The sequence below is a fragment of the Spirosoma flavum genome, assembly GCF_042686045.1.
GTDB classification, from domain to species: Bacteria; Bacteroidota; Bacteroidia; order Cytophagales; family Spirosomataceae; genus Spirosoma; species Spirosoma flavum.
Genome location: NZ_JBHUOM010000001.1, coordinates 426,662 through 439,226, shown reverse-complemented (window position 1 = coordinate 439,226; position 12,565 = coordinate 426,662). Strand labels below are relative to the sequence as shown.

Sequence of the window (12,565 nt, the reverse complement as noted above, 5' to 3'; positions counted from 1 at the left end):
GCGCATCAAAGCTAAATCACAAACCCGATGCAAACAAGGCTAAACGTCTTTATCCGCCGTTTTATAACTTATTTACAGTCGATATAAATTGAGCGAATGTCTATTTTAGCAACAGAATGTTAGAGTCAATTGTTCGTCTGGTTTAGGTTTTAAATAAGTGGCTATCAAAAGATAAACCCTCCGCGTTTGTAGACGACTTCTGTGAACGATAGATTAGTGACAGAGAGGGAGTTATTGCCCAGATTAGGATTTTCCTTTTGAACAACCATAATTATCCCCCTATTTTGCACCATTTGTCAGCTCCATTTCTTGTTATGAAGGCATACGTATTTCCCGGTCAGGGTTCACAGTTCAGGGGCATGGGTCAAGATCTCTACCAACAATCCGAAGCCGCCCGTCAGTTATTCGAGCAAGCCAATCAGGTGTTAGGTTATAGCTTAACTAGCATTATGTTCGACGGTACCGACGAAGACCTTAAACAAACGATTTATACACAGCCAGCCGTTTTTCTGCATGGCGTTATCCTGGCATTAACTACCGAGTCATTCGAGCCAACTATGGTGGCCGGTCACTCTCTTGGCGAGTTGTCTGCTTTAACAGCGGCTGGTGTACTCTCATTCGAGGATGGCCTACGATTAGCATCAGTTCGCGCAACGGCTATGCAGCGTGCCTGCGAACTGGTTCAGTCGACGATGGCCGCTGTGCTGGGCCTGACCGATGACGTAATTGAGCAAATATGTTCGGAAATTACGGAGGAGATTGTCGTTCCAGCCAATTATAACTGCCCCGGCCAAGTGGTTATTTCGGGCAGTGTAGCGGGTATTCAGCTGGCTGGCGAGCGGCTAAAAGCAGCCGGTGCGAAACGGGTTGTGCCACTGCCTGTAAGTGGTGCCTTCCATTCTCCATTTATGGAGCTAGCACAGACCGAATTTGCCGAAGCGGTCCAAAACATGCCGTTCAGTACACCCCGTTGCCCCGTCTATCAGAATATCAGTGCTCAAGCCACGACGGATCCACAACAGATTAAAACCAATCTAATTGCTCAGTTAACGTCGCCCGTTCGCTGGACACAATCCATTGAGCGGATGGTAGCTGACGGCGCTACCGAATTTTACGAATGCGGGCCAGGCAAAGTGCTTCAAGGATTAATTAAGAAAATCAGTCCACTTACTCCGGTTATGGGAATATAAGCTTTATAGGTTGCTGAGAATCAACTGAGAAACCTTTATTAGTGCAAAAAAGTCACTTTTTTTAAGACAGCACTTGTTTTTGACGCCGGTCATCAGTTACCTTTGCACTCGCAATTACAAAAAAGGCCCGATAGTATAAGGGTAGTACGACAGATTTTGGTTCTGTTTGTGGAGGTTCGAATCCTTCTCGGGCTACATAGAAAAAGCCGCTTGATTTTAATCAGGCGGCTTTTTCTATGTATGTGTATTTTATTGAATCAATCAATACAGAAAAGCCGCTTTCGTGAAAGCGGCTTTTAATTCATCTATAGGCTACAGGACCAACATATAAGTCCCGGAAGGAAATGCAGTGGATAGACTTAAAAAAGATTTTTGATGTCGATTCGACGATTTACGTGTTCCTTGTCTTTAAAGGGTAGCGTAACCACTACCTGACCACGTTCGTGAATAGCTTCAATACTATCGGCATCAACAAACGATGGGATGTCCAGAACCCGCAGAAACATGGGTACAGCCAAGCGCTGGTTAAGCCCGTCTTCCTGAGATTGCTTGGATGTACTGACCAACAAGGTATAGAGAACGAGTTTATTGCCCTCAACCAGCACATTAAACGAATTGGCACTTACGCCGGGAGCAGACAGGGTTATTATTAAGCGTTCGTCGTCTTTCTCAACGTTCATGGTTGTCTGACTAGAACCACCGTAGAGCGTATTTAGCAAGTCGACCTGACCGCCAGTTCCCTGAAACACATTTTCTATAGCTTTCATAGTGGATGTTATTTACTGTTCAAGTAGTAGGTAATAGACAAACCTCGTGCCTAATACATTAATCCTTACTTTCGCGGCCAGATTGTCAGCCGAATAACATCCAATTTTGTCATACAATGCCGTTTTGACACTGTATGAACACACTTTGCCTTTTCTACAGTATATCCACGTGTAAACAATAGTGTTGCGATTTCTGGTCTGAATGTGGTTCTCTTTCTACACATGACCACAATGCAACAGAGGTACTGAAAGCTGGTTTTCATGCCGTACCTTTGTTGAACCATGCATATCAGAATTGGAACACGTAGCAGCCGCCTAGCAGTGTGGCAGGCGGAATACATACAAACATTACTTCAGAAGGAAGGTCTGACATCGGAGTTAGTGCTTATTGAAACCAAAGGTGATCTGGTACTCGACCGGTCACTGGCGAAGATTGGCAGCAAAGGCGTTTTTACTCAGGAACTGGAAGATCAGCTGCGGGCAGGAACCATTGATATTGCGGTTCATAGTGCAAAAGATCTACCATCGAGCTTACCTTCCGATCTACACCTTATTGCGTTTACAGAGCGCGAACCCGCCAGCGATGTCCTCGTTAGCCGTAATAAATCCCTATCCCTGGGTGGAGGAGAAGCGTTTCGGATAGGTACGTCGTCTACCCGGCGAGTGGCTATGCTCAGACACTATTGCCCGCATATAACCACCGTTGATATGCGCGGCAATCTGCAAACCCGGCTTCGCAAACTTGACGAAGGTCAATGCGACGCCCTATTGCTGGCTTATGCAGGTGTTCACCGTATGGGGTATGATGATCTGATTGTAGAACGATTACCCGTTGCTGAATTTACCCCCGCCGTTGGACAGGGAAGTATTGCCATTGAAGCCTCGATACCTTCGTTGGATACCCACGTTAGCAAGACTATTATACGACTTGTCAATCACGAACCAACCGCTGCCTGCCTGCGGGCTGAACGGGCATTTCTAGCTCGTCTTGAAGGGGGTTGTAGCATCCCGTCTTTTGCACTAGCTCAATGGACCGATGAGAAAACCATTAGTCTGACTGGTGGACTTGTGAGTCTGGACGGTAACCAGTTATTGCGTGAGACCTTTGTCGGCGCATCAGAGGAAGCCCCGTTGTTAGGTCATTCTCTGGCGGAAGCGATTCTGGCACGCGGGGGCGATGAATTACTTCTACAAATCCGCGAACAGATATGATGCCTACCATTGCCCAATCTGATGCCGATATTCGTCGGTGTTTGCCCGCTATGCTGGCTTTACGGCCACACCTGACGCCCGAACAGGCTCTTGAACAAATTCGCTTTCAGCAAGCCAATGAAGGATTTGTTCTCGCCTTTGTTGCTGCCGAAAATCCGTCGGAACCAGCGCCAGCCGTGATAGGTTACCGTACCTTGAATTTTCTATACAGCGGCAAAACGATTTATATTGACGACCTCTCAACGCTGCCTGCTGGGCGGGGAAAAGGGTACGCCAGCGAATTGCTCGACTTTGTTGTTGAACAGGCTCGCCAGTCTGGCTGCCAATGTGTATCGCTCGACTCAGGCCAGAATCCGGCACGATACGATGCTCACCGGCTTTATTTGAACAAAGGATTTAATATTACCAGTCATCATTTCAAACTGGATTTGTAATAGCGTTGCTAACCATAAGGTTGTAATTCAGTAATTTGCGGGTGCATCTTCTGAAAAAAGATCAGTATTGAGCTGAGACTATGAATCTTTTTCGAATTAGTTGGAGTAATCTAAAAGACAAACCCCTAAGCAGTTTTCTGAGTGGGTTGTTAATGACATTCGGCATCACGATTATTTCGTTACTGCTCCTGCTCAACAAGCAATTGGATGATCAGTTTCGTAAAAACATTAAGGGAATCGACATGGTGCTGGGCGCCAAAGGCAGTCCGCTTCAACTAATTTTATCCAGTATTTATCAGATTGATTCGCCCGTAGGAAATATTCCGCTCGATGAAGCAGAACGGCTAACGCGAAATCCGATGATTAAAACGGCCATTCCGTTATCAATGGGCGATAATTACCAGTCGTTTCGCATCGTTGGCACGAACAAAAAATACCTCGACCATTTTGGCGCTACTATAGTACAAGGAAAACTATTTCAGCAACCTTTAGAGGTTGTCGTTGGCCCTCGTGTCGTTGCTGTAACAGGGTTGAAAATTGGTGATACATTTGCCGGATCACACGGTTTAGACAAGGATGGTGAGGTTCATGCCAATTCAAAATACAAAGTTGTAGGGGTTCTTAACCCGACAAATACCGTCGCTGACCAGCTCATTCTGACGCCTTTATCGAGCATTTGGTCCATTCATGAACATCACGACGAACACCACGAAGTAGGCGAAGCGCACGAAACCGGCGCAACCCATGAAGAGGAAGACCACCATGAGGAGGCCCCGCGTGAGATTACGAGTATGCTCATCAAGTTTCGGAATCCGATGGGTATGATGCTGGCACGGGGTATCAATAGTAACTCAAAACTTCAGGCAGCCTTACCTAATATTGAAATCAATCGGTTGTTTTCACTACTCGGCGTGGGCGTCGAAACGTTACGAGGACTAGCCATCGTAATTATGCTTATTTCCGGTATCAGCGTGTTCGTCTCTCTTTACAACTCATTGAAGGAGAGACGCTACGAAATGGCGCTGATGCTGTCTATGGGAGCCACACGCGCCCAGCTTTTCGGCATGTTACTCCTTGAAGGATTAGTTTTGGCACTGATCGGTTTTGTATTGGGAGTTATTTTTAGCCGCGTTGGATTATGGCTATTTTCAAGCAGTGTCTCCTCAGAATACCACTACAATCTAGCTGCGTTTGGTATACTACCCGAAGAATGGGTACTCCTGGGGGTTGCCATTATTATTGGTTTATTAGCCGCTGCCCTCCCCGCTCTGGGCGTTTATCGCATGAATATCTCGCGAACGCTGGCCGAAGAGTAGAGCCGATTTGTGTAGTCGAAATACTAATGCTTGTCACTAACTCAACTGGCAATTTCTCGAATAACCCGGTACGGATTACCGGCAGCCAGCACATTTGCCGGGATGCTTCGCGTAACGATACTACCCACGCTAATCGTCTTGTTTTCGCCAATACTTAGGCCGCTAACATTTGCTGCCAACGTTCCTCAACTACCCCACTACATTATAAATCACTACGGGGGCGGCTTTATTTTTCAGGGTTACCTCACCAATACGTTCACAGGTAAAGGACTCAGCTATTTTTTGTTGTGCCGATTCGACAATGACTATTTGGCCGGGTTGAGCGACCGCTTGTAACCGCTGAGCCATATTGACCGCATCGCCAATTACGGTATAATCCAGTCGCCGGAGGGTAGCCGAACCGATATTGCCCGACACCATTTCGCCGGTATTAATGCCAATAGATACCTGCGGGTGATAGTTAGGACGATTTGGCAGGTTGTCTTCCAGCGTAGCTATCTGCGTTCGAACGGCCAACGAAGTTTCAATGGCGCGATCAAAATGGTACTCCCCCCGAAAAACTGCCATCACCGCATCGCCCATAAACTTATCCACATAGCCACCCTGAGCAATAATTTCCTTAACCATCACATCGAAATACCGGTTAACCAACCGCACGACGGTATCCGCTGATTCGCGTTCAGCGATGGCGGTAAAACCGCAAATGTCAATAAATAGAACAGTGGCTACAATGGTTTCACTAGCCGATAAAGCGGCCTCAAATTCGGGCCGGTTCATAAACGTCAGCACCGATTCATCCACGTACATCCGCAGAATATTGTTTTCTTTTATGGCTTGCAGGGTTTGCCGGAGCTGAACGACATACTGCATCGTTTTCTGCATTGTCAACTCCAAATCCTCGAAATTGACGGGCTTCGTGATGAAGTCAAAGGCACCCCGGTTCATGGCCGTGCGAATATTATCCATGTCGCCGTAAGCCGACACAATCACAGATTTGAGCATTGGGTTGCTCTCGTGCAGTTTGATCAACAACGTCAGCCCATCCATACCCGGCATGTTAATGTCGGTCAGAACCATATCAACGTCCGACTGTAGGGCCAGGGTTTCAAGGGCTTCTACGCCATCGTGCGCAAAAACAAATTCGTACTGTTTCTCCCGAATCTGCCGCCGAAATTTCTGCTTGATAAGTAGTTCAAGATCGGTCTCATCGTCAACCACCAATATTTTGGCCTTCATGCTAAATCCTGAAGTTTTTGTTTGAGAACCGCAAAGTCGAGTGGTTTTGTCAGGAAATCATTAGCTCCCAAGTTAACGGCCTGTTGCTGCGATTCAGGGTCGCCATAAGCCGTAATCATCATAACGACGGGGGGCGGAGGTGATTTAAAATCTTCCCGAATATGTCGAAGCAACTCAAAGCCGCTCATACCCGGCATGTTAATATCAGATAAAATCAACACAACTTCTGAGCTATGACCAGCAAGGTACGTAAGAGCCTCTTCGCCGGAATTGGCGAAGTCCAGTTGAAATTCTGCGTTACGAATTTCGCGACGAAACCGTTGGAGAAATAGATCTTTTACGTCAATTTCATCATCAACGACTAAAATTTTCATCATGATCAGAGGGAGGTATGAGTCAAATATAAGAACTTTACGGTAGGCCCTTACAGATCAGAGACGGTTCATTTTCATTTCTGCGCATTAGGCGGTGATAGATACCGAGCCAGAAACCGGTAGATCTCATCACGCGAATCACGGGCTAGTTTGGTATCAAGTCGATTAAAACTATGCCCACCCGGTGCATCCTGATAAATTTTGTACTCAAATTTTTTGTCGTGCGCTTTCAGGGCATTGATTAGCGATTCTACTTCTAGTACGTTTACATCTTCGTCGTTCGTATTTGTGTGAATCAGTAGTGGCGTTTTAAGTTTCTGGGCGTTCCAGACAGGCGACCGACGACGGTACTCCGCTACATTGTCGGACGGATCTTTGCCAATATGCGTAGCTTCCGAAAATATTGTGCGGTAACTCTGTGGTTTATAGCCTAGTCGGGCAATAATATCGGTGACGGGTACACCGGCATAAGCGACCTTATAGTCTTCGGGGTGATCGAAAATGTTCATCAGCGAAATCATACCGCCATGACTCCAGCCGATGACACCTACACGGTCTGCATCGACCTGCGGCATATTTTCAACGGCCCAACGCTTCCCGGCCAGCACATCATCATTTTCAAAATCGCCGTAGTCAATCTGCTTATAAAATTCACCGCCATAACCGGCGCTACCCCGATATTCGGGTGCGATAATCAAATAACCCTGATCCAGCAATTCACGAACGACATGGGCATAGAGCGTGCTAAAATCACCGTGGATGCCGTCATGCACAAAAACCAGAAGCGGTAGTTTTTTGGCTGATGCAAACTTTTTCGCCACAAACGTGTAGGCCGGAATGACAACAGGGTTACTGGCCCCCTGCCCCGTCGGATTCTTGATAACATGAGGTGGTTTGCTACCATAACGAACTTTATCGATGATGGCTATGTCGCCCAGCTTCTGATACCAGAGCAGGTCATCGACCGTTTTTGCTAATCCCTGGTTGGCAAACCGGAGATTTTCTTCAAGCATTCGAACACGTTCATTAATATCCACGGGTGATGATGGGGCAGTTGTCTGGACCGGGGGTGTAATTTGCCCGTAGGCAGTAAAATGAATGAGGATGATAAGGAAAAAGAGGTACAGATTACGCATAGGTTGATGAATGATTAGGTAAATGCTTAGTTCAATTCAGGTAATATTAGTAGTCATAATTTTAGGCGGGGAGCGTGATGATAAACGTTGTGCCCTCGCCTTCTTTACTCTCCATTTCTAAGGTGCCGTTGTGCCCTTTGGTAACAATATCGTAGGCCATTGACAATCCTAATCCGGTGCCTTCACCAGTAGGTTTTGTCGTAAAAAAAGGCTGAAAAATCTTTTGTTGTACCGCTTTTGGAATACCCGTACCATTGTCGCTGACAGTGACTTCAGCCTGACCATCGGCGCATCTCGTACTGACCGTTACCGTTGGTTTATACTCCAATGTTCCAGCTTCCTTCTGCCGTTGCTGAACGGCATAGAAGGCATTCGTAAAGAGATTAAGCAGTACCCGCCCCATGTCCTGCGGAATCATGCTGACCTGTCCCAGCGAGGTGTCGAGATCAGTACTAAAATAGGCATTGAAAGTTTTGTCCTTTGCCCGAAGGCCGTGATACGCTAGCCGTAAATATTCATCGCAAAGGGCGTTAAGGTCAGTAGGTTCCCGTTGACCGTTACTAGCGCGCGAGTGCTGAAGCATGCCTTTAACAATGGATGAAGCCCGCCCACCGTGATGACTTATTTTTTGGAGATTCTGCTTCAGGTCTGTTAGCAGTTCAGTTTCCAGACCAAGATCGCGGTCTGTTTTATTTTGTTCCGTGGCTAACTCGTCGAGCAATTCGATGCTGACTTCAGAAAAATTGTTGACAAAGTTGAGTGGATTCTGGATTTCGTGGGCAATACCCGCCGTCAGTTCTCCCAGCGATGCCATTTTTTCACTTTGAATGAGTTGGCCCTGCGTCGCTTTCAGCTCGACAAGGGCTTGTTCCAATTCTTCTTTTTGCCGGGTAATCTCAGCCGTTCGTTCAGCAACTAAGTATTCCAGTTCGTTCTTTTTATTTTCAATAATGCGCCGTTGTTCAGCCTCCTTTTCACGTTCCAGTTGTTCTTTTTCTGCCGCCTTCTTTTGGCGCGCTGCAATTACAGCAAACGTAACTAGCCATATACCTGCGAACCCATTAGCCACATCAAAGAAAGCGTTGCTAGATTTCGTAAATCTAGGTAACAGGCCTTTTATCAGCTCATTGAGAAAAAAAATCAGTGCATATGGGCCTATTGCCAGCAGTAAGGTTCGGGCCGGTTTAAATTCATACCGCTGCCAGATAGTATAGACAATCATCAGGAAAATAATCAGCCAGAACCAGCCTAGTGCTATTGGCGCTGATAATAGTTCACCAATGCCTATCAGGCCAAGACCAATTAGCCATACTCGTTTGAGGTACGTATCCCAATTTGGCAGTAGTGTATCGGTATCTAAAAGATTACGAATGTACCGGACTACAAAAAAAGCGACTGTAATTGCTATATAAGCCTCTGGATCTTCAACGCTCATACAATTTGTTCGTTAACAGGATTCGACTGGCGGGCGATGATCTCATTTTGCCGACGAATGCGCCCCGACAAACTCCTAACAATACTACGAAGTACTTCGCCCCGTTCTTCCATCAAGTCGTAGAAATCGTCCTGATCGATTCTCAATAGCCGCACATCGGTGATCGCTTCGGCCGTTGCTGACCGGGTTTCGGTATCCAGCAGAGCCAATTCACCGAAGAAGTCTCCCCGACCGAAGCGGGCCAGTTCAGTATCGCTATCAATAATAGCCACCTCACCCGTATAGATAACGTACATGCCCGTACCCAGGTCACCCTTGTGGAATATGGCATCACCCGCGCCGTGTTCCTCCTCTTTCATTATGGGCGTAATACTAGCCAGCACATTTTCAGGCGTTTGAGAAAACAAGCTGGTCTGGGCTAGCAATAATACCCGGTCGTAGGCTGAAATCTGGTCGGTCGAATGGGCATCGTGAGGCATAAGCAAAGGAGATAAGGAGGCAAAGCGAGATTGTAAGGCTTGTTTGGCAGCCAACGCATCAGCTATCGGCAGGCTCAGTAAGACAACATGCACCGTCCAGGCCGAAAAGATAGACTCGCCTTTTCGCAAAATAAACGTTCGGATGGGTTCAGTATCATCCAACGGTCCCAGTTCAACATCGAGAATACGATTCTTTTCGGACCGGGGCAGATCGTCAACTAATACCTGTAGCGTTTGATAAGTAGTTCTTGGAATCAGATTATCGAGCATTTCAAGGGCATTGGCCCGGCGTTCGCGGGCTGGATGCCCGACACCCAGCCGTGCTCCGGCAATAGTTTCGGAATCGTAAAGCTGCATTAACACATCAAACAGCCGTTGTACTAGTACCGACAGTTCATAGTCAAGCGTACTGGTCAGGTCATCGTCCGTTAAGCTTCCATGCAAGAGTCGTTGTGCCAGAAGGACTTCTTCGTGCATAATGGTGCGAAACAGGGTGTCGTCGGCAGGCTCATTTGGGAAACGACGCAAGGCTCGCAAGGCGGCACCACGCACCGTCAAATCGTCCTGCTGAGCAAGTCGGTTCAGGAGTTGGTGGCTGCCAGGGGTATGGATAGCTCCGCAAATGGCCGCAATGCGCTCCAGAACCAATCTGTCTTTTGTTGACCGTTGTACCTGACTCAGCGCCGGAATCGTCTCGGCACCTCGCGCTTTGAGTGCCTGCGTTACGGCCCGACCAATTGTTTTATGAGTAAGATTTTGAAGTAAATAATGTGTCAGGTCAGCATTGACCAAGTGACCAGCGGCTGAAATCGCGGCTCTTTTTACATTGGTATACGGGCTTGTCAGTTGCTCGTTTACTAAGGGTGCAAAATTATTCAGATGCAGCGTTTCAATCAAACTCAAGGCTATTTGCTGGTGCACAGGATCAGTGTCTTTAGCTAACTGAGTTAAAGCCGTTTGTGCAGCGACATTACGCGGATTTAATTCCAGAATGCCTTTTATGGCTCCCTGCCGAATATTCAGGTCTGTGTGATTTAGAAGTGGGGCCAATTCAGCCGGTTCAGCATTAATTCTTCGGCCCAACAAATAAGCAGCCTGCTGTCGTAACGACGGCTCATCATCTGCTAAGGCAATATGAGTTAGTTGACGAACTGGTACAGTCTGATTCATGCGGGCAATAGCACTTAGCGCCCGCCATCGAATTTTTGCATTGGTATGGATGAGCAGTGCTGGTATTTGCCGGGCCAGTTCCGTCGAATCGTGGGAATCGAGCCAGCTAATAGCCGTCAGCACATCGTCGGGTCTGTTGCTTTGTAGTTGGCGGACAAGGCTAGTCTGGGCTACGGTTGGCATAGCCAGCTGGTCACGCTCCAGAAATCGACGGCCAATGGCATCATTGAGTTCATACAGATACCGCTTGTAGGTTTGGCGCAACAACCATACAGCCCCAATCAAGAGCGATATCCAGACAAGTGCTCCGCCAGCATTGAGCGTTGTGTGAAGCACAAAAATCAGCAGACCGGCCACTCCCAAGCCAATTGGTTCATATAAACCCTTTGCCAGTGTATGCCCCTTAAGACGTTGTGCAGGTAGCAAAGGTTGAAACAGAACCAGAAATACAGGGTCAAATAGGGCCCGTCGTATAACTTCAAAAATTAGGTAAAGACCACAAAAATAAATAAGCAGTGCGGTTTCATTCGCAACAAAATAGCGCAGAACAGTCAGGCCGGCCAAACCAATTAAAGCGACCCAGGGTAGCATCAGCAATGAACGTTCTACACCAAATCGGTCAAGTACTTGCCGCGACAATAGTAGTTTAGCCAGCATAGCCACCCCATAGGTTAGAGCCAGTACATAGCTTACGTACCGGATAACATCGGTTTGGTCGTGGAAACGGTGTTTTACATTAATGAAAAAGTTGTATTCTATTTCGGTGGCAACGGCCGCCAGAACGGCTAAACTCAAGCACATGTAAAAGATCAACTCACTGCCGCCAAAGCGCTTGCCAATTAGTCGCGATGGTTCCCGACGAGGAGCCCGGTCTGATCCTTGTGGTGCCTGTACATCATGCGACTGGATGGTTAACTGAAGGACATAAAGTGCCGCCAAAAACGCCCCAAAAGCTACCAGCAGTATTCGTAACACATCGGCATGGGCATGAACCAACGCGGCAAGAATAGCGCCTATGGCTTTAGCAGGCATATCGCCCGAGCTGATAACACCAAACAGCCTTTTGCTTTGCCGGGTATCGAACACGACCGCCGAAACGCCCCAAAACTCAAGATTTGTAAGCAGATAAATAACCCGATAGCCTGTCATTATACTCACCGCAGCTAGGACCGAATGACCAATGATAACCAGAACACCAACCACTACCGTCATGACAACGGCGGCTATCAGCACGCGCACTGCCAGACTGCGTAACACCAGATGATGCTCAAAATAGGCATATACTCTACCTACGCCAATCATAGCTACTGCCGACAGTATGTAGGCAATGGGTAGGCTAGTTTCGGGGTTATTTTCCAGCAGGATGGCATTGGCCGACACATAAATAAGAATAGTGCCAATGCCCAGTAGAAAATTATGGATAAAGAATAACCACACGGTTCGGCTTTCCTCCGGCCGGATGCCTAATGCACGGTGCCATCGTTGAGAAGAAGTAGATTGAGAAGTAGAGTCTGCACCAACAATCATAAGCAGGATTCACGACGCGATTTAAGGTCAAATATAAGCATCGGCACATGACAAGACGATAGACCAATGGTTAATAAGTACCCAACTAGACTTGTCACGGGCTAAAAATCGCAACAAGTGCCTGTCATCTACTAATTTCAGCACCTAAATCACCCGCCTATAGCCCGGAGAGGTAATTATCAGGTCAGACGCAGCAAGGGTAGTAATCCCTTGTACATGGGTCAAAAAGTATAGTTGTAACTAGTGTATAATGGATACGCTAATCTCTTTTTAGTCTTTACTTAATTAT

11 protein-coding genes and 1 tRNA gene are annotated in these 12,565 nt (G+C 47.2%); 5 read left to right on the top strand and 7 right to left on the bottom strand.

The genetic code is table 11. The features are described from left to right. The first annotated feature begins 314 nt into the window (after positions 1 to 314). Both fabD and ACFS25_RS01700 read left to right on the top strand, forming a co-directional pair. Positions 315 to 1,190, top strand: coding sequence for an ACP S-malonyltransferase (gene fabD / locus ACFS25_RS01705; protein ID WP_381496672.1), 876 nt, complete (start codon positions 315 to 317; stop codon positions 1,188 to 1,190). Between the two features lie 124 nt (positions 1,191 to 1,314). Beyond that, positions 1,315 to 1,385, top strand: a tRNA-Gln gene (locus tag ACFS25_RS01700). 164 nt (positions 1,386 to 1,549) lie between these two features. Here the strand turns inward: ACFS25_RS01700 and ACFS25_RS01695 are convergent. Continuing rightward, on the bottom strand, positions 1,550 to 1,957 hold the full coding sequence (locus tag ACFS25_RS01695; RefSeq protein ID WP_381496671.1) for an Hsp20/alpha crystallin family protein: 408 nt from the start codon (positions 1,955 to 1,957) through the stop codon (positions 1,550 to 1,552). A gap of 282 nt (positions 1,958 to 2,239) precedes the next feature. Between ACFS25_RS01695 and hemC the strand changes: the two genes are divergently transcribed. From hemC to ACFS25_RS01680, 3 genes are all read left to right on the top strand, one after another. After that, positions 2,240 to 3,169 carry a hydroxymethylbilane synthase gene (hemC, locus tag ACFS25_RS01690; RefSeq protein ID WP_381496670.1) on the top strand — a complete coding sequence of 310 codons (930 nt, stop codon included), beginning with the start codon at positions 2,240 to 2,242 and terminating at the stop codon, positions 3,167 to 3,169. Further along, a complete protein-coding gene (locus tag ACFS25_RS01685) occupies positions 3,166 to 3,603 on the top strand; it encodes a GNAT family N-acetyltransferase (protein ID WP_381496669.1) in 438 nt (145 codons plus the stop codon). Before hemC ends, ACFS25_RS01685 begins: the two co-directional genes overlap by 4 nt. Positions 3,604 to 3,683: 80 nt before the next feature. Next, on the top strand, positions 3,684 to 4,919 hold the full coding sequence (locus tag ACFS25_RS01680) for an FtsX-like permease family protein (RefSeq protein ID WP_381496668.1): 1,236 nt from the start codon (positions 3,684 to 3,686) through the stop codon (positions 4,917 to 4,919). A 41-nt stretch (positions 4,920 to 4,960) separates the two neighbouring features. Here the strand turns inward: ACFS25_RS01680 and ACFS25_RS01675 are convergent, their stop codons facing one another. The 6 genes from ACFS25_RS01675 to ACFS25_RS01650 all read right to left on the bottom strand — a co-directional run bounded on the left by ACFS25_RS01675 (position 4,961) and on the right by ACFS25_RS01650 (position 12,276). Next, positions 4,961 to 5,098: an LbetaH domain-containing protein gene (locus ACFS25_RS01675; protein ID WP_381496667.1), complete on the bottom strand. Its 138-nt coding sequence runs from the start codon at positions 5,096 to 5,098 to the stop codon at positions 4,961 to 4,963. A 10-nt stretch (positions 5,099 to 5,108) separates the two neighbouring features. Next, the gene (locus tag ACFS25_RS01670; RefSeq protein ID WP_381496666.1) at positions 5,109 to 6,155 is read right to left on the bottom strand and encodes an adenylate/guanylate cyclase domain-containing protein; all 1,047 of its coding nucleotides are present in this window, start codon (positions 6,153 to 6,155) and stop codon (positions 5,109 to 5,111) included. Beyond that, positions 6,152 to 6,532 (bottom strand): response regulator, encoded by a 381-nt coding sequence (locus ACFS25_RS01665; protein WP_381496665.1) that lies wholly within the window; start codon positions 6,530 to 6,532, stop codon positions 6,152 to 6,154. The genes ACFS25_RS01670 and ACFS25_RS01665 overlap by 4 nt, the downstream gene beginning before the upstream one ends. Before the next feature lie 71 nt (positions 6,533 to 6,603). Next, on the bottom strand, positions 6,604 to 7,665 hold the full coding sequence (locus ACFS25_RS01660; protein ID WP_381496664.1) for an alpha/beta hydrolase family protein: 1,062 nt from the start codon (positions 7,663 to 7,665) through the stop codon (positions 6,604 to 6,606). Positions 7,666 to 7,726: 61 nt separating this feature from the next. Continuing rightward, positions 7,727 to 9,100, bottom strand: a complete 1,374-nt coding sequence (locus ACFS25_RS01655; protein WP_381496663.1) for an ATP-binding protein — start codon at positions 9,098 to 9,100, stop codon at positions 7,727 to 7,729. Next, positions 9,097 to 12,276, bottom strand: a complete 3,180-nt coding sequence (locus ACFS25_RS01650) for a cyclic nucleotide-binding domain-containing protein (RefSeq protein ID WP_381496662.1) — start codon at positions 12,274 to 12,276, stop codon at positions 9,097 to 9,099. Before ACFS25_RS01650 ends, ACFS25_RS01655 begins: the two co-directional genes overlap by 4 nt. Positions 12,277 to 12,565 lie beyond the last annotated feature (289 nt).

Excerpts from the sequence above, each read along its gene's own strand:
- ACFS25_RS01650 (WP_381496662.1), bottom strand. The coding sequence starts at position 12,276 with ATGATTGTTGGTGCAGACTCTACTTCTCAATCTACTTCTTCTCAACGA.
- ACFS25_RS01670 (WP_381496666.1), bottom strand. The coding sequence starts at position 6,155 with ATGAAGGCCAAAATATTGGTGGTTGACGATGAGACCGATCTTGAACTA.
- ACFS25_RS01680 (WP_381496668.1), top strand. The coding sequence starts at position 3,684 with ATGAATCTTTTTCGAATTAGTTGGAGTAATCTAAAAGACAAACCCCTA.
- fabD (WP_381496672.1), top strand. The coding sequence starts at position 315 with ATGAAGGCATACGTATTTCCCGGTCAGGGTTCACAGTTCAGGGGCATG.
- ACFS25_RS01660 (WP_381496664.1), bottom strand. The coding sequence starts at position 7,665 with ATGCGTAATCTGTACCTCTTTTTCCTTATCATCCTCATTCATTTTACT.
- ACFS25_RS01665 (WP_381496665.1), bottom strand. The coding sequence starts at position 6,532 with ATGATGAAAATTTTAGTCGTTGATGATGAAATTGACGTAAAAGATCTA.
- ACFS25_RS01655 (WP_381496663.1), bottom strand. The coding sequence starts at position 9,100 with ATGAGCGTTGAAGATCCAGAGGCTTATATAGCAATTACAGTCGCTTTT.
- ACFS25_RS01685 (WP_381496669.1), top strand. The coding sequence starts at position 3,166 with ATGATGCCTACCATTGCCCAATCTGATGCCGATATTCGTCGGTGTTTG.
- hemC (WP_381496670.1), top strand. The coding sequence starts at position 2,240 with ATGCATATCAGAATTGGAACACGTAGCAGCCGCCTAGCAGTGTGGCAG.
- ACFS25_RS01695 (WP_381496671.1), bottom strand. The coding sequence starts at position 1,957 with ATGAAAGCTATAGAAAATGTGTTTCAGGGAACTGGCGGTCAGGTCGAC.